We start from the raw sequence: 21,308 nt of genomic DNA on the forward strand, positions 1-21,308 counted from the left end.
TATCGACGCCCTCGATGCGCCCGCACCGGCAGGGACACCGCCTGCACGGTAATTGAACCCGTTGGGCGCTCATCGACGGTCACGCTTCCGGCGCGCCATCGCCATGCCGACGAAGCCCTGCACGATTCGGTTCTCGTGCAAGGGCTCGTCGTGGATGCCTACCGGCGAGGGCGGCGGCATGAGGCCGTCCAGCAGCACAAAAACCTCGGGCGGAGCAGCTGCAAGGAACCGCTTTACCTGCTCTTGACTCGCCGGCTCGGTATGGATCGTTTGGAAAAGGATCCGCTCCAGCAGGTCCTTGCGCCGCATGTGGCTGTTCAGCCGTTGCTGCTCTTCTTCGGTTCGATTCTTGATGGTCATGCTGCGATCTCCTCAGTGTTGGTATCGGTGGTGGTGGCGTCGGCCGTGTGCCAGGTGCAGCGCTCGTCCTCACAGGCCTTCAGTTCGCGGTGGTCGCGGGCGACCTCGGGCCAGCCGGACTTTTCCGTGCGGTAGCAGTCAGCCCAGTCGTGTCCACGAGCACCCTTCTCCGCCAGTACGGGGACGGGCGTCGCTCCCGGCGCGATTTGGTGGGAAAACTGCAGGGCGTTGAGTACGGCTTCTTCGGCCTCGCCCGCCCTGCTCTCGGGAACGGACAGGACGAGCTCGTCATGGATAATCGCGCGCAGGCAGGGCAACAGCCACTCAGGGAGCCGCAGCACGCCCTCGGTCATGAGGTCGCGGGCCGTGCCCTGACCCATCGCGGCCGGCGCTTGCGTGTATTCCCGACCAGGCTGCACCCGCATCCGGCGGCCGAAAGAATTCACGAGGATCTGGCCCCGGGCCTGATCCCGGATCGCTGACTTGAAAGCGGCGAGGCGGGGGAACTGGGCATCGAGTGTGGCGAGTTGGCTCTGAGCCTCGTCAACTGAGATCCTCGCGTACGCGGCCAACCCGCTTGCGCCCATCCCGTACGATGTCGCGTGGGTAATGGCCTTTGCGTCGCCACGTTGGGGGTGGTGGTGGCCCGCAGTGCGGTCCCAGCCATCCTCGCCGAAGACCGCCGCAGCCATCTCGTCGTGAAGATCAGTACCCGGTGCGACTGCAGCCATATAGCCCGGGTCCTGGGCATGCATCGCGATCGCGCGGGCGTCGACTTGGGACAGGTCGACGGTGATGAGCACCTGCCCCTCGTCGGGAAGGAGCAGCGCCCGTTCGAGCAGGTTGCCGCGGTCGCGCTTGCCTTGGACTGTGAGGCCGGGCTTCGTGACCGAGAATCGACCGAAGGCCTGGGGCGCGGTGACGCTCGGGTGTACGCGCCCGTCAGGCCCGGTGTGATCAAAGATCGTCTGCGCAGTCGAACGTTCGCCATTGAAGGCGCGCAGCGTGCTGCACAGCTCGAGCAGGCCAGCGTTGTCAGGATGCTGCGCTTCGAGAGCCTCCAACGCATCTTTGCCGGTCGCGAAGTTTCCCTTGGCAGTTTGCGGGGGCTTAACCCCAAGGTCGGAGAAGGCCTGTTCGAGCGCAGCCTTGCCGACATTCGTGGCCTGCGGTTTCGCTCCCTCGAGGGGTAGGCCGTATGCCTCGTGGAGGCGCTGCTTGTGCAGCTTCACCCGCTCGGTCTGAGCCGCAAGCATCTCCTGGACACGGTCGACATCGACTCTCCAGCCGTGTTTGGAGATGTGCCCGAGCCGCCACATCACCTGATGCTCCCGCCGGATGTAGTCGTCAACGACAAGGTGCTTAGCCAGCTCGCGCGCGAGCTCGACGTCCTGGACGAGGTACCGCACGTAGTCGGGGTGGTCGACGGGGATCCGGTCATAGCCGCCGAACTTGCGGGCGAGCACCTTGAGCATCGAGCCGGAGTCGTCGGAGACCTTGCCCTCGCCGAGTACGCGCCGGCAGATGGCATCGAGGTTGTACCGCCGGGCGTCGGCCTTACCGGACAGAGGCGGATCGTTCTGGCGTGCGGCCAGCAGCGTATCGATCACCCGGTGCTCGCGAACGAGACGTGCGAGGTCGAGTCCGTGGTATCGCTCGAGCGCTGGCAAGTCGAAGGCGAGCAGGTTGTGTCCGACCACGAGATCGGCCTTGCCGATCAGCTCGATCACCGTGTCGAGGTTGGTGGTCGTGGTTACCGCAGAGTCGCCGACGGCGACGCCAGCGAGGCGGACAAAGCCTGGGCCGTAGTCCCAGATGCGATCCGCCTCTGCGGTTTCGAGGTCCAGGTACAGGATGCTCACGAGGCATCACCGCCGAGTTCTGCGATGGTCTTGCCGGTCATCGGCGGCATCGCCCGAGCAGCCTGCTGCTTGAAGCCGCCACGTCCGGTGAACTCGATGAGCTCGCCGGGAGCGGCACCCGCGGCCGGACGGGGTGAGGCGGACGCCTGCGCGCCGTTCAATTGAGCGCCCGGCAGTGCCGCGACGCCTACCGGGAGCCGGTCGACGACATAGGCCTTGCCCTTCCCATGCAACTTTCCGTCCTCGCGCAGGCGAAGTCCGGCATACCATCGTGGGTGCTGGCCGTAGTACATCGAGAGCTTGCGTGCGTCGAGCTCTTCCCAGGACTTGCCGTAGGGCGGCGGAGCGTCCGGAACGGCCTTCGCCTGCGCGAGGACTTCAGAAGCTCCGAATCGACGTCCAGCGGGGAATAGAGACTCAACCCAGGCCCAGTGCTCAGCATTGTCGACGGCCTCACTGTCCGCGCTCTCGCGAACCTCGAGGACAGTTGAGAGGAATCCACGGATGCCGGCAAGGTGGAGGATGCCGCCGACGACCTGCTGCCACTCCGTGAAGGACTTGAACCCGAATGCCCGCGCGGCCGCCGGGCGTCCCCGGTCGTACCAGGCCCGTACGAGCACCAGCACAGCGCGCAGCAGTTCAGCGCGATGCTCAGGCACCCAGGTGTCGAGGTCGTGACGGAAATTATCGCGGGTCTCGAGGTCGTCGCGGTCGGAGGCCATCCGGCACGTGTAGACGCGGCGGACCATGTCACCGGGGATCTCGATGTTGTTACCAAGGCCGTACCAGCTGGCCATCTGCGGAAGGCTCAGCATCTCTGAGGATCCAAGCTTGCGGCCCTCGTAGATCTCGGAGGTCAGCGCGGCGCCGAGCGCGTTCGAGACGAGTCGTGAGCCCTCATCGTCCTGCACCTCGTCGAGGCAGACCGTGTCGGCGCTTGCCCGGAGCTTGGCGGTAATCCGCTTGTCCATTTCCTCGTCGGACTTCGGCGTCGTCTGGATCGGTGCGGGCGCTCCGAAGGCGATCCGATGGAGCACATCGAGGCATCCACCCTTGCCCACGCCACGGTGGAGGCCGTCGAACAGGAGCATCGGCACCTTGCTGACGGCGGCGCGGATGACTGGGGTGATCAGGCCGGCGATGGCATGGGTCTGGTCTGCCTCGGAGTCGAAAACCCAGCCGTCGTAGCCGCCCGCGCGGTCCATCGCGAAGAGGTCGTCGCGGATCAACGAGGCTGCCGCCGCGATGTCGGCGTCGGTCGGGTGGTCTGGTACGTCGATACCTTGCACGTCGGGCGTCAGGTCGAGGTAGACACCGCTCGCGGCATGGTATCCGGACTCCGTGAGGGCAGTACCGTCGGCGAGTACCAGCGGGGAGCGGGTAACCCCGGTCAGCCACGGGAGCCTGTCGTAATGATCTGCGACGAGGTCGATGAGGTTGTCGGTTAGCCCTGCCGGTGCCGGCCCTTTCGCGCCCACGGTGTACGGATATGCGACGTCCAGCAGCTCGCGACGCAGCCCGCTCCGGTTGAGCGTGGTCGCGCGCAGCGGGCCGTCCCCACCCTTGCCATCCTTGGCACGCCGGACGCGCACAAGCTCGTCGTCGCGCTGGAACACCCGCACGCCGCCGGAGCGCTCGACCAGCGCGGCGAGCAGATCAAGCGACGCCTGCCGCTGATCCTGTCCGACATCGACGGGTGTGCGCTCCTCGAGTGCCATCACAGGGGCCGCGGAACGCCCTGCCGCACGCCGCTCGTTGAGCGCCTTGCGCATCACCTTCTGCTCGCGTTTGTCGAGGTCCGCGGGCCTGCCATGCGCCTTGGCGACCCACGACAACAGCATGCTGCGCCGGGCGCCGTCGTCGGTGAATCGGATGAGCAGGTCGTCGAGGCCGTCCTTGCCAGCGCCGGGGAGGCGGGCGAACTTCACACTCGAAGCTCCGTATCCCTCGCAGGCTTCGCCGAGCGCAGTCGCGCCGTCGAAGACACTGATATTGGTCTTCGCGTCAGAATCGGGCACGATCACGACGTCGCGGCCCCCTACGACGACCAGATGCGGCGTCGGGGTGCCCGGGTCATCCTCACCGTCGCCCGCGACGCGCCACGACCAAATGCCCGTGATGCGGTAGATCGACCAGGTTTCTGGAGCCCATGCGAGAGCTGCCAGAGCTTGCTTGACACCCTCGACAATGAGGACGACGTCCGGGTTCTGCACGGCGCGCAGGACGGGCAGCTGAGGCGGGTTGTCAGCCCTGCTGGGCGAGACGTACTTGAGGACCTTGCCATTCCCACTCGTCACGCTGCCCGGAGCCGGTTTCACCTGGCCGGTCTCGGAGCCGTCGGGGTGGACCATCGGGAACACCAGGCACGGGAAAACATCGTCCCCGTGCGCGTCGGCGATCCATCCAGCCCAAGCCGGGAGGTCATCGCGTACATGGGCGCTGCGGACTCCCTGGGCGACGGCGATCGCAGCCGGGATTGCGCTGTCGAGCAGCTCCTGCGCGTGCTCTTGGGTCAGATTTGCATAGCCAGTTGGGCCGCTGGGGGGCGCTGCTGCCGACTCATTGTCAGCACTGTCGAGCCCCGTGCGGTCGGGGGCGTCGTCTATGATAGTCATGAGGACCTTGTCTCCTCCGTGGCCCTGGGCAGGTGCGAACTGCTGCAGTGCCAGATTTTTCAGAATTGTCTGCGAGAGCCCCGCTTCGGCGGGGCTCTTGTTACGTTTCAGGCGGCAAGCAGCCGACCCAATTCGGCCTTTCGCTGTTCACTCAAGCGCGGCCAGGAGGCGACCATTCGCGCTGCAAGTGCGGCGAGGTCGGTGAGGTCAGCCTCGGAAGGCGCCGGACTCTCAGGCGCGGAGCCAGCGACGTCGACAGGCGTCATCAGCCGCTCGAGATCAGATTCCTTGACCATGAACTGTTTTCCGACCCGTACAGCAGGGAGCCGGCCCGTGTGGATGTAGCCGCGCAGTGTATGCGGGTGCGGCCAGCCGCGCTCATGGGCGGCGCGAAGGGCGAGTCGCGGGTCATCTCCGCTTGACAGACGAAGCGTCTGTGGGAGGGATGCGGTCGAAGTGGACATCAGGACCTCTCAGGGGGTCCCATGCGTCCGTCGTTCCGGGAATCGGAGGTCACCTCCACCCAAGAGAACTGGTGTGTGGACTGTGGCGTTGTCGCGACCTGTCGTACATTGAGCATAGCGAAGATAAGGTGATGATCGCAAGACATGAAGTAGCATCAAGTACTGAACACCAAGATTTGGTTGAATCAGGAGAGGTTCTCGATGACGATCGCGACAGAGACGTTCGCCCGGAGACTCAACGAGGAGCGGCAGCAGGCGGGTCTCTCGCAGGCGGCGCTTGCTTCGCGCATCACGGCCATGATCGGACGCAGCATCGACCCCAGCGCTGTTGCTCGCGCCGAGAAGCACGAACGGGCGGTCCGACTTGACGAGGCCGTTGCGATCGCGGACGTGCTCCAAGTGCCACTCGCGTCGATGCTGCGGGACAGGGACGCCATCGATGATGAAATCGGCGAACTGCGACGGGACCTGAGCCAGTATTACTGGCAGATGCACCAAGCCGAAGAAGAGGTACAGCGGGCTCAGGACTCGATGTCTGCGACGCGTCGACGCATCGCTGAACTTGAGGCATCTCGCAGCGCGTGAGGCACTGGCGCCCCCCGGAATGCACCGGTGAACGCGCCCTTGTCCTCACCCCCGGATGTTGGATCGGATGCCCCAAGTTTCAGGTGTTTCGTCGGAGAGCAGAAGGGTACACCAAACGGTTGCTCTCCAGATTGCTCTCTTGGTCTTTCCCCTGGCGGGCGCCGGGTTTTGGTCCGGGGAGAGCAGGAGAGCAGGGATCCTGCGCTCCTGCTGGAACGCGTGTGCGTGTGCGCGCTTCACGTGCCCGGCGTCGTGAAGCCCGCACACGCAAGCTCATACCTAGAGGCCGATTTCTTGCTCTCCTACTCTCCCGAGGTGCAGCTTCCGCGGAATTCCACGCCTAAGCGCGGAGAGCAAGGACCGATTCGATGCTCTCCGCTTGCTCTCCTGCTCTCCCGGTGCCGGCAAAATACTATCCGCTCGGCCGAACAGGTTGGGCGGACGCCGGTGTTCGCCGGCAGGTATGAATTCTGGCCTGACCCACAAAAGCCGAGAAGGCCGAGGATAAGTGGCTGGTGACCTCTACGATCCTCACGCGGCCCGCTCACGACGCGCTCGGCCACATTCACGATCGGACACCGGTCATCATTCCCGAGGGCCTGCAGGATCAGTGGCTGGGCCACGATGACGGAGCCGGACCAGGTGCAGCACTTCATCGATACCACCCCCAAACCCAACCTCATCCCGTGGATCGGCGGCGGGAGGTCGGATCAGTCCGTAACAACGGACCGCAGCTCACCGGGCCTGTCGAGTCCGGTGTTTGAGGTTCCTGATCGCCTGATTCCCTTGCGACTTACGCTTTTCGTCATCTCCTACATCGCCTTTAGGGCGATCCGCTTCCGCCGACAGTTCTCTGGGATGTTCCCAATCACGATTCTCCTGCTGGAAGAGCGAGAGCACAGAAAATGAACCAACGACAAGTAACATGAATGACAGCACCCACAGGCCCAAGCCCCAGCCGCCCATGAAAGTCTGAAGCGCTCCTTGAGGGGCGGCAGACATGAAGCTGAAGAGCGCGATGGTTGAGCAGGCCCCTGCTGAGAATGCGTAGAGTCCGAGGATGCCCAAGCAGCTTATTTTGAGTCCAACCAGCTCAGCGTCCTGCTGAATTGCAGGCTTCTCCAACGACAACCGGGCGCCCTCCAGATAGTGACGCGCAAGGCGTCGCCGTCGCACTACAGTGCTGGCAATCGAGGAGGTTCCCATGGCCAGGAACAAGACGCTGAATCCCAGAAATACAACCTCGATGCCCCCTTCTCGGAGGTTGTCGATGTTCAGCCGGTCCGGCACGAGTCCTCCGGCAATGTATCCCGTACCCCCGACTCCATATGTTGCAACAACGATCTGGGCCATCGGCCAAAGCAGTTTGTGGCCGGGATAGGCCTCGAGTGCGATTAGTCGGGCGGTGGCCTCCCGGTACAAGCTCTGGTTCACTTGGTGATCACGCTTCAGTTCTGAGGCTTGCATCTGGGCACTCCAAAACTCAGCGCGTCTTCGGAGCCGAGATGTCGACGTAAGCTGGCTAACCGCGACGATCACGCCGACGAGAGAAGCGACGACTGCGACGATGATCGGAAGCACTTCAAGGAGGAAGTCACCCATCAGTCAGGTCACATGGAGGTGTCGAACGATTCAATTCCGTGCTGCTCCCTGACCAGACAGTAGTCCCCGATATTCTCCGAGCGCACTGCAGTTTTCGATAGGTTCATGGAGCTGCAAAGCTGGAGCAGGTGAGATGGGAATTAAATTTTGTCGCATCTGCGGAGCCCTCGTTGTCCTCTATCCGTGATGTGTATTGCTGCTGAAGACGCTATACCAGGGCTTGCATGTCTCGGCCTCTTCGAATGCAGCGTGTCACGGTCGAAGCCGTCATGGGTGGGCAAGGAATTTTCTTCCTCCGCAGTGAGGCCGAACCCGCGGTGAATTGCCAGTCGTCGTGATGTTTTGGGAGGCATCCTGCTGACTGTAGCTGTAGTCCGTAGGACCATCCGGCTACGGTCGCACTGAGTATGCAGAGTCCGTAGGATCAGAAGGAAGGCTCGTGACGCACTTCGCTGACTGAAGCGATATTTCACTGAATGCGTATGACGGCACTTACCCTGCAACGAGAGATAGGAATGCCAGTGGCCGATTCAGACAATTGGTGCAACGCCTTGTACTTCCTCCGTGGTCGGCACAAGTTCGGAGGGGTGTTCTGTCGACTACAGGTCGGGCACGATGGAGATCACTGGTGCGAGCACGAGGACGAAATGGACTCGTAACACCGGGCACATGGCGACGTACCGCTAGGTCGTCGCGACGGCCAATGCGAATTGTTCGATTGACGACGCCGAAAGTAACAGATCGCGAGGAAAAAAAGATGGACCGGGAACAACTAAAAGCCGAAATAGACGAGTTGATGCGCCGATACGACGAGGGCGAGGTTGACGGTGAGGCCTACTCTCAGGCGATGATGGAGTTGACTGCCTCCGCGCAAGATTGATCCCTGAGTGGACACCCGAGATGACTAGAGTCCATTCAAGCCGAGCAGCACTTTCTTCCTCTGCATGGGCAGCAATAACATCGCGGCGTCCCGCGAGTTCTACTCAAAGCTGATCGATCCCGAGCAAGTCTGGGACGAGCCCGACCACGTCGCCTACAGGCCCGTCGGTGAAGTCCAGTTCTCCATCAGCTACGACTCAAATACAACCATCAGCAATGACTGGTCATTCAGCCCGGATGGGTTCTCGGGCTGAATGTTCACAACCCCTGCCGCGCAGCGCACGAGCATTCTGGAGCTTCCCTCTGTCTCCTGAGTGGTTCCAAAGCACCGGCACACGGTTGCAGGAGCCGACGTTGATGCCTTACGCTCCGACCCATTCTGGGTCCGTTATTGGAATTACGTGGTCAAAGACCCAATGGGCCGACTAACGAACTCGCCGACCGATCACCCCTGACCCCTGAGAGAAGATGGCCGTCACGATCCCTCGCCGGCGCCTTACACGCTGCTCGCCTAGATGCCCTCGACTAATGAATCGACGCACTCAGAAGCTTCATCAACGCACGCTGGGGGATCCTTCACCGGGCGGCAGCCGACATCTGCGGATGCTCACCCTAGGGCCCTTATGACCGCCGGGTGCAGGATCGCTTCAACAGTCCTTGGAGCGTCGCGTAACCGGGCTACTAATGGTGCCGGTGACTATCACGGCATGAGCCGATTTGGCTGCACGCTCGGCGGCCTCGATAAGCGAGGGCTTCACACGATTCGATCGGCAAGGCCGCCAGGGCCTGGCCGCGCCGGATTACTCTGCGCTAGCTGGCTCAGCACCTTTTCACCCGCTAAAATCATTTCCTCGATGCTAGCCTCGACCTCGGGGCTTGGTTCTAGCTTCCGAGCTACCCGGAGATTGTTGATGAACATCGCGGCCCACTCGTTCGGCGGATGATGGGCATCTTCTATTTGCTTCATAGTGTGACCGCTTCCGCTCAGTTTCAGCATCGTTTTTTCGAGCAGTCCGTTGATCACTTTGTGCTCAACGCTCATCCACCTGTCGAGGCGCTTGTAGTGATCGCTGGTGACACCATCAACCAGCTCCGTCATGGACGAACGAACTCGCACGAGAACCGGTCGGAGATCTTGGGCAAGAACGTTGGCGCCCACAACGTCCTGCATGGCACTGATAACTTCACTCCAAAGTTCCCGTTGTCTTGCGCGTACGCCTTCCTCTTCGGCGCGAATCGACCTCTGGTCTGCCGCCGCCGCGCGCCTGTCGGCCCGCGTAGCGCGACGATCCGCTCGTACCGAGATGATGAAGCCGGAAAGACCCGTCAGGCCACCGAGAACGGCGATTACCGTGGTCAGGACGTCCATGATGCAAGTCCCCCTTTGCGCAGTGTCCGTTTATTTCTCTCCGTTGTCCGACGGATTGAACCAGTGCCCTGGGACCGTGTCCGCCCATCGCTCAAGGGGGTTAGCATTGAGGCCGTGGTAGCCCGCGATGGTGTGAGCAGCTTTGTAAAGTATCAGGCAGCCCAACTTAGCCTGATAGTCAAGGACGTCGGCGTCCGGGGGATATGACCTGAATGTCACGCCTTCTGACTCCTCCGCTACCGACTGACGGGCGAGTGCCGTAACTGAGGGGTGCGAGTAATCGGACAGAGTGTCGTACATCGCCTTGCCCGTCGTGACATTGAGAGAGACGAAGAGGTCGTTGGCTTTGCCGAGTGACAGCATGGGTTCCCCCTCGATCTTCCACTCCGCGATTTGCTCGGGCGAATCCAGTGGGATGTGCACATCGGAGAATAGCGACTTGATCGAGTCCAGCGCAGCATTGCGCTCCCGCTTCAGCTGCTTTCCAAGAGATTTGGAGTGCTTGCTCGCGGTGTACTTCTCTCGCTGCAGCGACGACAGTTGTTCAAGTAGTGCTCGAGCGACCCGGCGGGAACCGGCGTCGCTGCCCTGCAGTGGCTCGAGCAGCCAGGCCACCCGGCCCGCGTATTCGAGCTCGGCCCTAACCAGCGGCCAAATCGTCAGAGACACCAGAGGCCGTGCCCGCAACTGCGTCGCGACCGCCTGCAGGAGCAGTGAGATCGCCCCCACCAACTCACCCGACATCAGGCCTGCCGCGTATTCGATGTTCTTCGGTCGATCAGGAATTGAACGGCGCACTTCGTCCGCCTCGACGGACACTGGGGCGTCCGAAGGGGCACCCGTGCCCGCCTGCTGGCCGATCTCCCGCCAGCTGGCAATTAACGACTCGCAAAGCCCCGCGAGCGTATTCGCTCCCCGCTCCGCATTTTGTACGTCTTGTACATCAGTCATGGATGGGACCTTTCGTCGCTGGAACCCGCGGGCTCTTGCAGTCGTGAATGCGATGATGGCGGCCGCAGGCACGAAGAACCTTCATAATAACTTCGGATTTCGGCGGGTGCGCTCCAGCTGCGCTACGAATTGAGTCGGTCCACCGCAGGCCTGGGTCGTGTCAATAATGTTCGAGACATCACGCCGAAGGTCACCTAGCGCAACGCCCGCGCCGTCTGCTTGAGCGCAAGGGCACAGTTCGATCATTCGTCCACGCTATAACCGGTCAACTCTTGACTATGGTTGCGCTTGATGAACGATGAGGCGTTGGTTAGTCGTCGGCCTGTTCAGTCGAGATTCCTTCTGGAGTCGGGTTGGGCCGCACCGACGCGGTATCGTGCCCATGTGAACTTGCTGGAGAAGCTTCAAACGGGCACCGCCGACGTCAGGCGGTCACTCGAGTCAAGACTCGCTGAAGGGTATCGCGTCGGAGACGTCGGTCAAGCCGCACGAGACCTCAGCGCGCTTTGGGAAACCACCCTGGTTATGAGTGGTCAGGTTTGGAGCAGATCCTACCTCTACAACCAAACCGAGGACCTTGCCGGGCTCGGCTGGTCGGCGGCTCAGGATCTCCATCTAGTTCGAAGGGTGAATAATCACGCGAAGCATGGCAGGCCCATCTCTGAGAGTGCACAAGATGTCCTGCTGGCGGTACAACGGCTTGAGCAGTCGGTGGCGTCGCTTGAGTCGCTGCTCCCGGGCCTCCAGCAGGACATTCATGAACCGAGATTGCGCCGGATTGTCTGTGCAATCTACGACTACTTCGTTCAAGGAGAAACCGAGTTCGCCTTTCTCGAGGCCTCCCCGTCGGACACATGGATGACGTCCCGCGCCATCGAAGCCTTTCAAGTAGATTCGCGCGACGAAGCCACCATCCGCGCAGAACTCGAGAAGCTCGACGGTTGGGAGTATGACCCATCAGCGTTCGATGCGTTCCAGAAGTCGTTGCGAGAGTCGGACAACGAGCTTTGGCGCATCGCGGTCTTCACCGCTCAGTATGAGGACGCTCACTTGGTCGTTTCGGCGTACCAGCACGATCGGGAACTGCTCAAGGGTCTTCATCGCGACGACCATGCGTCGAATGTTCTCGCCACGCTTTGTTTAGTGCAGTCGCGCAGTTTGTCGGCCGGCGGGGTTGTCCCGGATGTAGACCAGCTGCTGATAGCAGCCGCCGATGCAGGCCTTGCTGCTCGCCGCTCAGATCTACCCGCTCTTGCACAAGCGGCGGTCAATATCCTCAAATCTCTCGACGAACGACTATTGCGGTCGATCGTCGTCGATCGAGCCAATCCGCGAGTGTTCGCGGACGAGCAGTTGAGGTCTCCACTGGTCATCGACCATGAGCACGGCATGCTGGTGTCCCGGGAAGGGGTGCTGTTCGTACGGACGATCTAGTTGCTCCATCGGGTTCACAGAAGCGCCAGCGGCGGCTCACTCGCCCGGACTCAGCCGCATGGCCGAACGCTTCAACCGCACCTTGGCCACCCAAGGGCCTACGCCAAGGTCTACACCCGCAACACCGAAGGCGCTGCGGCCCTCGACCCCTGGTTGGAGCACTACAACACGGAACGCATCCACACCGGCATCGGAACCACCCCCATCACACGGGTGACACCCACTAATGGCCGGGTACAACTAGCCGGGGTCGAGCAGGGCGAGATTGGGCTGATTCCTCGGGCGAACACCAGGGGTCACGGCTACGCCGTCGGCGTCGGCATGCAGTATTGGCCTTCGCGGTTGATCGGCTGGGTTTGCACCGGACGGTCCTCGGGCGCAAGACCCCACGAGAGAAACTGCTCCTACTTAGTCTTCCTGCTCCGCCTAGGCAGCAACGTCACTGATGATCTGCTGAGCAGCCCGCCGCCGCCCTTCAGTCTTGGTGTCATGAAAGGGATGCTGTCCGGTGAGTATCCGCGACAGCACCGTAGAGGATCCCTCAGCGGGCGCGCCTGGTGGCGTCTCGATCAGAACCAATCAGCCGCTGGTTGAGGTAATGAATGTGAAGGCATAGATCAACAGGGTCAGGTTCCCGAGAACGAAGAGAGTGCGGTAGGGCCAACGCGTGCGGCGTATATCTGACGTTGCAACTGAACGCTTCCCCTCCATAGACGGCGCGGTGAAGCGCCACGCAGGGAGTTGAACGGGATACACGAGCAATGCCGTAGTCACTAGGATTACCGTCGCGTAAGCCAACCACGGGTGACCCTTAAAAGCGGTGACAACGGGAAGGACTGCGGCAAGAGGGATGGAAATGACATTCAGGCCGAGCTGAACCCTGACGAAGAACCGGTCGAGTCCGTTTCCTTCTCGTACCGCCGGGAAGTTGGAACGACCTCCCACGAGTCCCGAATAGGCAACCAGAAGGCAAGCAGCGATCAGCAGTATGTTTTCCATCGGCACGACCTTCGCATCACTACCACTCGCAGTCCGCCCATGTCTCTCTGGCGCCCGTGTGCCGATCCCTCAACGGGCGCTTTTGCTGGTGGGCCTAACGCGGCAGGGGAGCGTGTTCCTCGGCTTACCGTCTCCGTGCCAGACGAAAATATACCACTGACCAAAACAAGGTGATCAGGATGCCTGTCGAGAACAATGCCCAGGCCAGATTGAAGGCGGTACCTGTCAGCGATTCACCCTGAATGAATGCGCCCAGGAACATGCCGAAGCCGATGAGGGACATCGCCCCAGCGGTTATCTGCCCCTTAACGGCGTTCCGTTTACTGAAGAGCGGGCCCGAATTTTTCATGCCTCAAACTAGCGCGGCCTGCACGGTAATGCACCCACCCGTTTACTAATTTTGCTGCGTCGCTGCGCCTGCCTTAGAGCGGACAACGGATAAAAATAGACCTGCCGCAAAAACCGATCCTCCACCGCGATGTCGTGCGATTCCACGGAAGCACATTTCCAGATTGGTGCGGACCGTATCTAAAGGGGCGCGGGAATTGTAGTCTCGGCACATGCCAGACTCCGCAGCTTCCAAGAGGTTACAGCCCAAGATGACCCGCGGTGGGTTTCGCTTCCAGTTGACCGTGTGGTCGGTCGTGGCATTGTCTCAGGTGGCCGCTTTGATCCTCAGAGTCGTTGGAGGAAGTGTGTGGGGTGTCAGAGACTATCTATCCCTCACCGTGGTGATCCTCGCAGGCACGTTTGTTGGGTACCTTCTCCACGTCCGCCGTCATGACGGTCATTTCTGGGACGAGGACGAGGCGGTCAGAGCTGAGTGGGAGCGCCGGGGACGAGCACTGTAGCCGAAAGTGGGCTGAGCCGCTGCCCAGAATCACTGTGCACGCATGGCCCGTAAAGCATTCCTTCACCGCACTGAGTGTTGGCCAACGGTCGGTTTCACATCCTGCGGACGTTGCAACTCGGATGTCGCGCTACGAAGTGCAGGCTAGAACTGGGCGGAGCCTAGGGACGCGTACATTTGGGCAGGGACCGCCTCTAACGCTATACCGAGCGCGGCTTCGAGCGGTACAGCCAGAGCAGAGCGATTAACGTCGACTATGCGAGTCCAGTTCACTGGCTCATATCTCGTGATCATGGAAAGGCCGTAGAGAAGTACCCACCAGGTAAGAAGCGGGTCCAAGCATTTTCCACCGTCGCTACACGCCGGCATCAGGACTGCGTCTCTGCGTAGCCTGCGGAGTCGAATTCCTCGGATCGAAGTGAACAGTGCCTCGTCGGTCCGCGTACCATCGTCATGTACGCCATAGGAGCCACCTCCGAAACGGACAAGATCCGCATCAGCGAGGTCTGGGTATTTACGCCGAAGTACCCGCGCATCGTCTTCTGCCTCGACAGCAGTTGCCTGCACAGTGAAGGCATTCGGGTCAAGCACTTCGCCTTGCTTGGCGTAAGGCTTTTGAGTCCAGCGGAGTTCAGAATAACGACCAACGGGATAGTCCAACGAGAGCTCCGGAATCATATGCCATATCGCTCCAAAGGTCACTGGGGTGTCGAGAGGATCAGAATCGAGGAGGGAAGCTATCCGTCCAAAAGAGGTGCCGTCACCGCCGACACCTCGAATCTGAACATCCCAAAAGTTTTCCGGCTGCGCAGACCTGAGATTGACCACCTTCAACCCATGACCGCTGACTTCAGGTCCTTCGCCGTTACCGTCCGGAGTAAGAGCGGCTGAGATAGCGCGACCAGCTTGGGAAACGCCGTAGTACAAGTTCAGGGCGCGAGACTCCACCCCGATGTGGGCAGCTGCATCGAACTGTTGCTGAGCTTGTTCGAGAGAGCTGGTGAATAGCTCGTGACGCCCACGAGGCATAGGGGCGGGAGGAGCCGCTCTTAGGGTGCGCAGGCGCCGCCAGGATTCCTCGGCTGAATCACTTTCGAGCTCAAAATATCGCTTCGGCATCTGATAAGTATCGCCGCATCGGCGCGGCAATCACACCGGTCACGGGTGACTGATGGCGAAGGTCTGACCGACTGTGTCCCGACACGGGGCAAGAACTGAATCTCACCTTTTCGTGAATGCTGGTCTGTACTTTTGTAGGCCATCGCAGCAGAATTTGAACTTTCGGCCACTTCCACACTCGCAGGGTCGGTACGGCCCATCTCCCATTTGTGTAGGCTCCGTCGGGGCACTTAAGTATGGGTGGAGTACGACCCCAGACGAGACAACGATGCTCATGGACGGCTCGGTGGGGATCGACCAACCTCTCATCTCGGTGTTTGTTACCTCTTCGGAGCGGGTCATCTCGGATGAAACTGACGCGTGATGGCGCACTAGTGCGGTCCAGATGCGCTGTGTTCCTGAAGAAGCTGAACGACTACCAATGACACCGTCTGCTGCTGCTTTCAGCGCATTCAGCCCAGTCGCTAGCCCACCGGTTTGCAGAGTTAGGTCCATGGCCAGACCCGAAGCAATGCTGAACTTCGAGCCTTTCAGGGAGGCACCGATTTTCGCAAGCAGTCCCTGGGATGCAGATTTCTCTGCTTTTTCCAGCACTGGTTTAAGGAGTGCTTGTTCCTGGTCCCTGACGAAGGCATCGAGCTCGGTCGTCGAAGTGTTAATCGGGGCGTTCTGATAGAGATTATGGAGTTCCGCCCGAAACTCCGCGAAGCAGTCGTCGTCGTGAATGTCCTTGATGATGCTAGGAGTCAGGCCCCTAAAAATTGGTAAATTGGATTGCAGAACTGCTTGAGCGACATGGCTAGAAGGGCCACTGATTGGACTAATCCCTTCCCGACAAATAAACAGCTCGTGATCGAATGCGGCGGTGTAGGTTGCTCCGTTTAGTATCGCAAGGGAGTACTCGCGAGAGAAGTATCGAAGGCCATGCTCGACAGCACGAGCGATCTGCTTCTCCCGTTCTGGGCCGGGAGCAAAGACGAACATGCCGCGCACATTCGATTCAGCCGCGATGTCAGAAGGGGCGAACTTTTCAGAATATTGTAGAGGATCTCCGGCAATCTTTTCTATAAGATCGAGTTTCAATTGATCGATCTTAGTTGCGTGTTGCAGGTAAGTTCTCTCCGCCGGTACGAGGACAATAATTCCCGCGTCGATTAGAGGTCGCATTGCTTGTAACAGAGGGACGGTGTGGGCCAAGAAACGACGAGTGTAGTCCATGCGCACTGAGTAACCGCTGTGAGGGTCAAGGTAACCCGGCCAAGCGGCAAGGAGATGTTCCACCTGATACTGCTCATCTGAAAACCAGTCAGATATGGGGTCTCGCACAAGTATTTGCTCGCTGTAGAGGAGGCTGGAGAGGACCAGATCACCGTCGACAAGCGGGAAGTTCGCCGACGGCCATCCCCCTATGTAAATGGGTTGTTTCGCTTGATTTACGGTTGATGGGGTAGCTGCCGCGAAGTCACGTACGTGCTGACCGAATTCGTGTATCACTCTCCCTGGGAGAGTGGAGAAGTCTCTGCTCGAGCGAAGGAGGAGGAATTGGTCAATGACGTCCAGGATGGAAGCGGGGGGTTCGCCCATAGTTCCTCATTTCTGACGGTTTGTCGTCTCAGCTTCTCAGAACCTCTGCGCATCTCCTCACATCGCTTGACATACCGTCAGTGCTCGTAAGCCGGTCCCTCACCGTGCACGCCAATATCTTGCGGAGGTGCCATATGTCTCATAGACCAAAGCATGTACGTAAGACCCGTACGATGATATGCACGGTGAACGTCCCTTATGTGCAACACTGCTCGAATGAAGATCGGCTATGCGCGAGTCTCAACCAACGAGCAGGACCTCACCGCTCAGCTGGACGGCCTTGCGGCCCTCGGGGTCGAGGCCGAAAACATGTACGTCGACCACGGCCTCACCGGAACAAACCGCTCTCGACCAGGACTGCGTGAAGCAATGGCGGCCGTCCGATCCGGTGACACCCTGGTGGTCACGAAACTTGATCGCCTCGCACGCTCTCTCCCCGACGCACGGGACATCGCCGACGAGCTAACGCGGAAGGGCGTCGCTCTCAGCCTCGGCGCGAGTGTCTACGATCCAGCCGATCCCATCGGACGGCTGTTGTTCAACGTCCTCGGCATGGTCGCTGAATTCGAAGCCGACCTCACCCGCATGCGGACCCGGGAGGGTATGGCTGTCGCAAAGGCCAAGGGCCGCCTGCGGGGCAAGGCACCGAAACTATCCGCTTCCCAGCGCCGGCACCTACTCGAGCTGCACGATAAGGGCGAGCACACCCAGGCCGAACTGGCGGAGCTCTTCAGCATCTCGCGTACGACCGTCTACCGAGAGCTGCAGCGACGATCGATCAAGACCACGCGCTGATGCCACGGTGAGGAGAACACGATGATGAAGATCTACCTCTACGTGCTCGCCGGCCTGCTCGCCGCGTCAGCCATCACCAGTGCTCTGCTGGACAATTGGGACATCCTGGTCGGCATCGGACTCGGGCTAGCGTCCGTTCTCGCTGTCGACCTCCTCGGGAACTGGCTCAGCGAACGAAGTTACCGCTATTCCGAGGATACGGAGCGCCACCGAAAAGCACTCGCCGGCAAGCGGCCCGTTCAGACGACGTACTACGACGACGATTAAGACGACACCGGCACCTCGCCCTTATCTCGTCGTCCACGTCGAGGACCTGGGACATAATCAAGTCCCATCCTGCGGCCAAGTGCGCGACAGTCATGCTGATGGCGACAGGAGGGACCATCTCCACGGTTGCTTAGGGGTCCACTTGCCAACATTCAATCAGACAGCGCACGTGGCCAACGTCGGCGTTCAATGTGCCCGGGCGATGATCGCTGAACATCCTCGCCAAAGCGACGATCATCTGGAGGGCAGCGGATGCCGATCCGGGGGCCGCGTAAACACTTTCCTCCCAGCATCTAGACCTCAAGTCGAATGGTTCACGCGCGATGCCGCGACCGGGCACGCACTGTTCATATCGTCTAGACACTCACGGAATTCTAAGTACGCTTTCGGCTCATCACGGTAGCCGCGGTTGGATTCGCCGCACTGCTCGTCGCCGTTCTCTCCAGCGGAGAAGTGCGGGACCTGCTGATGTCACTGATCACGTCGGCGCTGAATTTCGGCTGAGCACCATGCGCCAACGAGCCGTCAGGGGCGGAGCCTGCGAACGGGGAACGGTGACCGCCGAGGTCGCCGTCGCTCTGCCGGCACTCGTGCTGCTGCTCGCTGCGCTGCTGGGGGCCGCCGCCGTCGGGGTGACGCAGCTACGCCTGGAGGAGGCGGCCCGCGCGGGCGCACGGGAAATCCAACGCGGAGAGCCCCCGGGATCGGTTGAAGCCACTATGTTTCGCCTGGCCGGAGACGACGCCGAGCTTTCGGTGTCCGCGGGCGCGGGATGGGATTCCATCACCGTGTCGTCCTCGGTCCCCGGGCACTTCCCCGGCATCTCGGAGATCCGGCTCTCGGCGACAGCGGAGAGCCGATCCGAAAATGGCTGAGGAGGAGGGAAGCGGAACGGTCCTTGTGGCGGCGCTCGCCGTCGTCCTGCTGGTGCTGCTCGCGCTGTCGGTCCTTCTTGTCCACGGCATGGTGGCTGCGGCGAGGGCCTCAACCGGGGCCGACCTCGCAGCCCTGGCGGCCGCCGACGCGGCCCGGGGGCTGCGGGACGGGGAGCCGTGCGCCGTCGCCCGTGAGGTCGCGGAAAAGCACGCCGCCCGGCTTGAGCACTGTGCCCTGTCCGGGGCGGGTCACTCGATCGTAACGGTGCGCGTCACGGTGCCCGCAGGATCCGTCCTGCCGCCCGCCTCCGCAGCGGCGCGGGCCGGTCCGCCCTGAACGCTGCGGCCGGGTCCGCCTAGGGCGCCTGGTCGAGGATCAGCGTGAGGAGGGAGACCGCGCCCGCCTTGCTGAGGGGATTGTTCCGGTTCCCGCATTTCGGCGACTGAACGCAGGAGGGGCACCCGTCGGGGCACTCGCAGGAAGCAATGGCATCACGGGTCGCCGTGAGCCACACCTTCGCCGCCTGGAATCCCCGCTCGGCGAACCCGGCCCCGCCGGGATGCCCGTCATAAACGAAGATGGTCGGCAGTCCGGTGTCGGCATGGAGCGCCGTTGAAACGCCGCCGATATCCCACCGGTCGCTCGAGGCGACCAGCGGCAGCAGCCCGATCGCGGCGTGTTCCGCCGCGTGCAGGGCGCCCGGAAGTTCCTCGGCCGGGATGCCGCCGGCGGAAAGAAGCTCATCGCTGATTTCGAACCAGACGCTCTTGGTGAACAGGCTGCGCGCTTCAAGCTCGAGGGGCTCCTCGCCCAGGATCTCGTTTGAGACGAACGCCTTGCGCTGGAACGACACAACCTGGGTGGTCACCTTCACATCCCCGAAGTTGACGAGAACCTTCCCCCACTGCTCCGTGTCGCCGCGCTCAAGGACCTCGATCTGCGTGATGTCACGGGCCTGGGTGTAGAAGTCGGGATTTGCGCGGGAGACGACGGCGCAGTGGTCCTGCTCGTCGAGGGACTCCACGACGTAGGTGCGCCCCTGGTGCACGTAGACGGCGCCGGGATGCGCCTGGTAATGGCTCTGCGGCGAATCCATGGTTCCCAGCACCGACCCGGTCTCGGCCTCGACGATGGTGATCGGGCCGCCGCCGTCGGCCCTGAGGTTCACCATCGCGGCGGCGCTCTGCGGGTGGGTCCAGAACCAGCCTGCAGGGCGGCGGCGCAGATAGCCCTGCTCGGTGAGCTGGCCCAGCAGGGTCGCCGCGGTCGGGCCGAACAGCGGCAGGTCGGCGTCGGTGAGGGGCAACTCCGCGGCCGCGGCGCAAAGGTGCGGCCCAAGCACGTAGGGGTTTGCCGGATCGAACACCGTTGCCTCGACCGCCACGTCGAAGACCGCCTCCGGGTGGTGGACAAGGTAGGTGTCAAGCGGGTCGTCGCTGGCGACGAACGCGGCCAGGGCGTCCTGCCCCGACCGGCCGGCCCTGCCGATCTGCTGCAGCAACGACGCCCGCGTTCCCGGCCAGCCAGCCACGAGGACGGCGTCGAGCCCCGAAATGTCGATGCCGAGCTCGAGCGCGGAGGTGCTCGCCACCCCCAGCAGCTCGCCGCCGCGCAGCGCCCGCTCCAGCTCCCTGCGTTCCTCCGGCAGGTACCCGGAGCGGTAGGCCGCCACCCGCTGCGGCAGGCTCGGGTGCACCTCGTCGAGCAGCCGCTTCGACATCGAGGCGATGCTCTCCGCGCCGCGCCGCGACTTGATGAAGGCGATGGTGCGCACCTGGGCCGAGACGAGGTTCGTCAGCAGGTCGGAGGTCTCGGCGACCACGGTCCTTCGGGAGCGGGCACCGTTCTCGCCGGCGGGTCCGGTCAGCTGCGGCTCCCAGAATGCCACGGTGGTCGAGCCGTGCGGGGAGGCGTCCTCGGTCACGGCTTCGACCGGCGCACCGATGAGCTTGCTGAACGACGCCGCCGGGTCGGCCGAGGTTGCCGAGGCCCCGATGAATACAGGGGAGGCGCCGTAGCTGGCGCAGATCCGGCGCAGGCGGCGCAGGAGGTTCGCCACATGAGAGCCGAAGACACCCCGGTAGCTGTGCGCCTCATCGATGATGACGTACTTGAGCCTGCGGAAGAACCTCGCCCACCAGGGGTGGTTGGGCAGGATCCCGTGATGGAGCATGTCCGGGTTGGCGAGCACCAGGTTCGCGTGGTCCCGGATCCACCGCCGCGCCCCGGTGTCGGTGTCGCCGTCGTAGGTTTCGGCGCGCACCGTCGGCAGCTTCAGCGCGTTCACCGCGGAGAGCTGGTCCGCCGCAAGTGCCTTGGTGGGGGCGAGGTAGAGCGAGACCGACCCGGAGGGTGCAAGCGTCGCCTGCATGGCGAGCTCGCTGCGGTGGATCTCATCGAGGACCGGAAGCTGGTAGGACATCGACTTACCCGACGCGGTGCCAGTGGCGATGATCGTGTTGCGGCCCCCGTGCGCCGCATTGGCTCCCTGTACCTGGTGCCGCCACGGTTCATTCACCCCAATTGACGCGAAGGCGCCGACGACGTCGGGGTGGACCCAGGCGGGCCACGGCTCGTGCACGGCCTTCCGTGCGGGGATCTCACGCACGTGAAGCAGCTCTTCCGGGGTTTCTCCGCCTCCGAGCAGGGAGATCAGGGAGTTCTGCTGTGCCACGCCGCCATTGTTTCACCCGGCCG

General features: G+C 62.1%; 21 protein-coding genes and 1 pseudogene. 10 read left to right on the forward strand and 12 right to left on the reverse strand.

What is annotated here, in order from left to right:
- Nucleotides 1-69 precede the first annotated feature (69 nt).
- The 4 genes from AC4D14_RS06520 to AC4D14_RS06535 all read right to left on the reverse strand — a co-directional run bounded on the left by AC4D14_RS06520 (nucleotide 70) and on the right by AC4D14_RS06535 (nucleotide 5,301).
- The gene (locus tag AC4D14_RS06520; RefSeq protein ID WP_490900890.1) at nucleotides 70-360 is read right to left on the reverse strand and encodes a hypothetical protein; all 291 of its coding nucleotides are present in this window, start codon (nucleotides 358-360) and stop codon (nucleotides 70-72) included.
- Entirely contained in the window at nucleotides 357-2,222 is a 1,866-nt protein-coding gene (locus tag AC4D14_RS06525; protein WP_490900892.1) for a DNA polymerase, read from the reverse strand. Before AC4D14_RS06525 ends, AC4D14_RS06520 begins: the two co-directional genes overlap by 4 nt.
- Nucleotides 2,219-4,837, reverse strand: a complete 2,619-nt coding sequence (locus tag AC4D14_RS06530; protein ID WP_490900894.1) for a toprim domain-containing protein — start codon at nucleotides 4,835-4,837, stop codon at nucleotides 2,219-2,221. The genes AC4D14_RS06525 and AC4D14_RS06530 overlap by 4 nt, the downstream gene beginning before the upstream one ends.
- 107 nt (nucleotides 4,838-4,944) lie before the next feature.
- Nucleotides 4,945-5,301 carry a helix-turn-helix domain-containing protein gene (locus AC4D14_RS06535; protein ID WP_490900896.1) on the reverse strand — a complete coding sequence of 119 codons (357 nt, stop codon included), beginning with the start codon at nucleotides 5,299-5,301 and terminating at the stop codon, nucleotides 4,945-4,947.
- Nucleotides 5,302-5,502: 201 nt separating this feature from the next.
- On the opposite strand from AC4D14_RS06535, the gene AC4D14_RS06540 reads away from it, so the two are divergent.
- On the forward strand, nucleotides 5,503-5,886 hold the full coding sequence (locus AC4D14_RS06540) for a helix-turn-helix domain-containing protein (RefSeq protein ID WP_490900897.1): 384 nt from the start codon (nucleotides 5,503-5,505) through the stop codon (nucleotides 5,884-5,886).
- A gap of 503 nt (nucleotides 5,887-6,389) precedes the next feature.
- Nucleotides 6,390-6,650 (forward strand): annotated as a pseudogene (locus AC4D14_RS06545) (SOS response-associated peptidase family protein); the annotation flags it as partial.
- Here AC4D14_RS06545 and AC4D14_RS06550 read toward each other — a convergent pair.
- Nucleotides 6,622-7,488, reverse strand: a complete 867-nt coding sequence (locus tag AC4D14_RS06550) for a hypothetical protein (protein WP_490900899.1) — start codon at nucleotides 7,486-7,488, stop codon at nucleotides 6,622-6,624. The pseudogene AC4D14_RS06545 and the gene AC4D14_RS06550 overlap by 29 nt on opposite strands.
- Nucleotides 7,489-8,206: 718 nt before the next feature.
- Between AC4D14_RS06550 and AC4D14_RS06555 the strand changes: the two genes are divergently transcribed.
- Together AC4D14_RS06555 and AC4D14_RS06560 are read left to right on the forward strand one after the other, a co-directional pair.
- Complete coding sequence (locus AC4D14_RS06555; RefSeq protein ID WP_490900900.1) at nucleotides 8,207-8,368, forward strand: hypothetical protein; 162 nt, start codon at nucleotides 8,207-8,209, stop codon at nucleotides 8,366-8,368.
- Nucleotides 8,369-8,432: 64 nt separating this feature from the next.
- The gene (locus AC4D14_RS06560; protein WP_490900902.1) at nucleotides 8,433-8,621 is read left to right on the forward strand and encodes a hypothetical protein; all 189 of its coding nucleotides are present in this window, start codon (nucleotides 8,433-8,435) and stop codon (nucleotides 8,619-8,621) included.
- A gap of 500 nt (nucleotides 8,622-9,121) precedes the next feature.
- Here AC4D14_RS06560 and AC4D14_RS06565 read toward each other — a convergent pair whose 3' ends face one another.
- Both AC4D14_RS06565 and AC4D14_RS06570 read right to left on the reverse strand, forming a co-directional pair.
- Nucleotides 9,122-9,736, reverse strand: a complete 615-nt coding sequence (locus AC4D14_RS06565; RefSeq protein WP_490900904.1) for a hypothetical protein — start codon at nucleotides 9,734-9,736, stop codon at nucleotides 9,122-9,124.
- A gap of 30 nt (nucleotides 9,737-9,766) precedes the next feature.
- Nucleotides 9,767-10,687, reverse strand: a complete 921-nt coding sequence (locus tag AC4D14_RS06570) for a hypothetical protein (RefSeq protein ID WP_490900906.1) — start codon at nucleotides 10,685-10,687, stop codon at nucleotides 9,767-9,769.
- A 384-nt stretch (nucleotides 10,688-11,071) separates the two neighbouring features.
- On the opposite strand from AC4D14_RS06570, the gene AC4D14_RS06575 reads away from it, so the two are divergent.
- Nucleotides 11,072-12,121: a hypothetical protein gene (locus AC4D14_RS06575; RefSeq protein WP_490900907.1), complete on the forward strand. Its 1,050-nt coding sequence runs from the start codon at nucleotides 11,072-11,074 to the stop codon at nucleotides 12,119-12,121.
- 579 nt (nucleotides 12,122-12,700) lie between these two features.
- Here AC4D14_RS06575 and AC4D14_RS06580 read toward each other — a convergent pair.
- From AC4D14_RS06580 to AC4D14_RS06595, 4 genes are all read right to left on the reverse strand, one after another.
- A complete protein-coding gene (locus tag AC4D14_RS06580; RefSeq protein WP_490900908.1) occupies nucleotides 12,701-13,120 on the reverse strand; it encodes a hypothetical protein in 420 nt (139 codons plus the stop codon).
- Between the two features lie 124 nt (nucleotides 13,121-13,244).
- Nucleotides 13,245-13,469: a hypothetical protein gene (locus AC4D14_RS06585; RefSeq protein ID WP_490900910.1), complete on the reverse strand. Its 225-nt coding sequence runs from the start codon at nucleotides 13,467-13,469 to the stop codon at nucleotides 13,245-13,247.
- 645 nt (nucleotides 13,470-14,114) lie between these two features.
- Nucleotides 14,115-15,089, reverse strand: coding sequence for a YaaC family protein (locus AC4D14_RS06590; protein WP_490900912.1), 975 nt, complete (start codon nucleotides 15,087-15,089; stop codon nucleotides 14,115-14,117).
- A 102-nt stretch (nucleotides 15,090-15,191) separates the two neighbouring features.
- Entirely contained in the window at nucleotides 15,192-16,307 is a 1,116-nt protein-coding gene (locus tag AC4D14_RS06595) for a hypothetical protein (protein WP_490900914.1), read from the reverse strand.
- A 582-nt stretch (nucleotides 16,308-16,889) separates the two neighbouring features.
- Between AC4D14_RS06595 and AC4D14_RS06600 the strand changes: the two genes are divergently transcribed.
- From AC4D14_RS06600 to AC4D14_RS06620, 5 genes are all read left to right on the forward strand, one after another.
- On the forward strand, nucleotides 16,890-17,468 hold the full coding sequence (locus tag AC4D14_RS06600; RefSeq protein WP_490900916.1) for a recombinase family protein: 579 nt from the start codon (nucleotides 16,890-16,892) through the stop codon (nucleotides 17,466-17,468).
- A 21-nt stretch (nucleotides 17,469-17,489) separates the two neighbouring features.
- Entirely contained in the window at nucleotides 17,490-17,735 is a 246-nt protein-coding gene (locus AC4D14_RS06605) for a hypothetical protein (RefSeq protein WP_490900917.1), read from the forward strand.
- 393 nt (nucleotides 17,736-18,128) lie between these two features.
- Nucleotides 18,129-18,239, forward strand: a complete 111-nt coding sequence (locus tag AC4D14_RS06610) for a DUF4244 domain-containing protein (protein ID WP_490901513.1) — start codon at nucleotides 18,129-18,131, stop codon at nucleotides 18,237-18,239.
- Nucleotides 18,240-18,244: 5 nt separating this feature from the next.
- Nucleotides 18,245-18,610, forward strand: coding sequence for a TadE family type IV pilus minor pilin (locus AC4D14_RS06615; RefSeq protein ID WP_490900918.1), 366 nt, complete (start codon nucleotides 18,245-18,247; stop codon nucleotides 18,608-18,610).
- Complete coding sequence (locus AC4D14_RS06620; RefSeq protein WP_490900920.1) at nucleotides 18,603-18,947, forward strand: Rv3654c family TadE-like protein; 345 nt, start codon at nucleotides 18,603-18,605, stop codon at nucleotides 18,945-18,947. The genes AC4D14_RS06615 and AC4D14_RS06620 overlap by 8 nt, the downstream gene beginning before the upstream one ends.
- A 19-nt stretch (nucleotides 18,948-18,966) precedes the next feature.
- Here AC4D14_RS06620 and AC4D14_RS06625 read toward each other — a convergent pair whose 3' ends face one another.
- A complete protein-coding gene (locus AC4D14_RS06625) occupies nucleotides 18,967-21,285 on the reverse strand; it encodes a DEAD/DEAH box helicase (protein ID WP_490900922.1) in 2,319 nt (772 codons plus the stop codon).
- Between the last annotated feature and the right edge of the window lie 23 nt (nucleotides 21,286-21,308).

The sequence above is a fragment of the Arthrobacter sp. TJ-254 genome (assembly GCF_058269175.1).